1 protein-coding gene is annotated in these 2,702 nt (G+C 38.0%); it reads left to right on the top strand.

Annotation, left to right across the window (positions count from 1 at the left end; genetic code table 11):
• Positions 1-1,215 precede the first annotated feature (1,215 nt).
• On the top strand, positions 1,216-2,553 hold the full coding sequence (locus QGM60_RS18050) for a hypothetical protein (protein WP_281141638.1): 1,338 nt from the start codon (positions 1,216-1,218) through the stop codon (positions 2,551-2,553).
• The last annotated feature ends 149 nt before the right edge of the window (positions 2,554-2,702 follow it).

Here is a 2,702-nt window from a genome sequence, read left to right as displayed (position 1 = left end):
TCAAGATTTTTGTTTAACCCTACGCTTCACTACATGTTTTACGCTAAATAATCGGAGGTCGTTTGTAAATGCATAGGATATTTTTGGATAGATTGTTTTGCTTGTATCCTAATCGAAGTTTGATTTGCTTTCTTTTTTATTTGAAGTGTCATTCTGAATTTATTTCAGAATCTATTGTTTATATGAAAATGAGATGCTGAAACTAGTTCAGCATTACAGTTGCTATTTGGGATTGCTTTGCTCTGCTTACTATAATGTATAATTGATTATTAAGGTGTGACACTGAGCGCAGTCGAAGTGCCTCTTTTATGTTCTTTTTGTATTCGTCCATATTCATTGTTTAAGAACTCATGATGTGCTACGCAGTTCTTGATAAAAAAATGAACCAAAAAAATCAAGACTGCCGATGATTTCGCTAAACATATTGTTTGCTTCGGCACAAAAATGGTGGTCATTGTTTTAGTGAAAACATAAGGTCTATTTATTGATTGGTGTCTGTTGACTATTTGTTCTTTATCAAGATTTTTGTTTAACCCTACGCTTCACTACATGTTTTACGCTAAATAATCGGAGGTCGTTTGTAAATGCATAGGATATTTTTGGATAGATTGTTTTGTTTGTTTCTTCTTGTTCATTTTTGAAAGACCAAAAACGAACCAAAAAGTCTATTACTGTCGATAGGTATTTTCAATAGCACTGTCGTGCTTTTGAAACCATAATCAAAATCCTAAATAGCGTCCAAGGCTTCCGCTATTTTTAACGTATTTTGATTATATATACTTACGACAGCGGGTTCCGACCGTGTCGGAATTGGGTTTGAGCTACTTTCTCTTTTTGATTTGTTTTGTCATTTTGAATTTATTTCAGGATCTATTGTTTGCGTGAAAATGAGATGCTGAAACGAGTTCAGCATGACAGTATAGAGGTGAGATTGCTTCACTGTGTTCGCAATGACGGTAATAGTTTGAAGGATGCTGTCAGTCTGAGCCTGTCGAAGATGTGTTTGCGGTTCTCGATACATTTTATTCTCATGCTTCGAATAAAACACTCGAACTGACGTGTGGTTTTGTGTGTTTGGTGTTTTGTCATGTTGTACTTACTTTTTAAGCTTTCACTAAGTTTTTGGTCTTACTGACTAAAAAATAGAGGTCTTCTTTTTAGCTATTTGTTAGCTTTTGTGTCTATTAATCTATAACATTTCAATTTCTAAAATTTATGAAGCATTCTATATTGGTTTTGGCACTTTTAGCCGTATTCACAAGTCCAAACCTATTCGCTCAAAACACTTCACCTAATTTCGCTAACAAGGGTCGTGATTGGTTTATTAGTAAAACCACAGGATCGGGTCAGATGGGCACTAAGGAACGTCCTGCAAAAGATTTAGGAAACATCATTCATCATCTCAAACCTAATGACCGTATTCATATTGCGGAAGGTGTTTATATGAGTAAGGGCAAGAATGGTTCGGACGAAATCACAGTTCCCGTACAAATCTATGGAGGTTACAATACCGACTTTAGCTACCGCGATCCTTGGGATGCTCATAAAACTATATTCACAGGGACTAACGATTATATGAAATCTACCTTGCCTAGAATTTATATTCACACCGACAAATCGCGAGAAAGTAATGGGCATAAATCTACGGGTTCTGCGATTGTAGTAGATGGTATCATTATCGATAACGGTCCACGTAACCGCTATCATAAAGACGAAAACTTAGCTATACGTCGTACAGCGCATCCTCCGACAAATAAAAATCCTTCACCAGAATCAGGCGGCATTGTTGTTGTGGGGAGTAAGTACACTAATATTTCGGTAGTGAATTGTGTGGTTATGAATACCGCACCAACACAGGGAGTGATTTCGGTTCAGGTGTTTGAAGGTGGTAAGGGACTTATTCAGAATAATTTCTGTATCAACAATACTGGCTACGGTATTCATGCACGTACGGGTTATATGGGTACGGACGAGAGTAAATTACCTGTTTTTGATATTAAATATAACACGGTACTATTTACGTGGAAACACGATGCTGTTGCTTCTTATGGCGGTGATGCTTTAGCGCTGGAACAAAATTTAATTGCAACGGTAGAGCGTAACACCTTGGCGTATGGACATATGGGTGGACTGTACAGCAAAGGTGCAAAGCTGAAGTTGATCAACAATATATTTGCAGGAAACTCTAAATACGACTACAAGGAAATCAATGATAAAATGGCCATTGCCGATGTGGTAGATGAGGCTATGTATCTCGATCCTATGAGTGATGGTAATAAAGGTATGCTGATTAAAATTCCGGTAGGGGAGCGTTGGGCAGCGCTTTATGCCGATCGTAAGGAAATGAGCCGTGAGCAAGTCGACGCAGCTGTTACCGTGCCTAATACAGGTGCCAACCAATTGCGTAGTATTTTTGGGCTTAATGTTCAAGGTACGGGAGTGTCAGCCGATGCAGAAATCTTTTTGCCATTAATTACTATTGAAGAGGCTTTACCTGCGGGTAAGTATCCTTGGGAAAGTGCGGGTTGTACTATTCCGAAGCAGAAGTCTTAGGGTTGTTGGTGTTTGGTTTTTTTGTTCATTTTTGAAAGACCAAAAACGAACCAAAAAGTCTATTACTGTCGGTAGGTATTTTCAATAGCACTGTCGTGCTTTTGAAACCATAATCAAAATCCTAAATAGCGTCCAAGGCTTCCGCTATT

It is taken from the genome of Winogradskyella sp. SYSU M77433 (genome assembly GCF_029911945.1).
GTDB lineage: Bacteria > Bacteroidota > Bacteroidia > Flavobacteriales > Flavobacteriaceae > Winogradskyella.
Note: the sequence above shows the minus strand (reverse complement) of the source record. Positions and strands in the feature narration are given on the sequence as shown.

What these genes read in the sequence shown, in the direction of transcription:
- QGM60_RS18050 (WP_281141638.1), top strand. Translation starts at nt 1,216, where the DNA reads ATGAAGCATTCTATATTGGTTTTGGCACTTTTAGCCGTATTCACAAGT.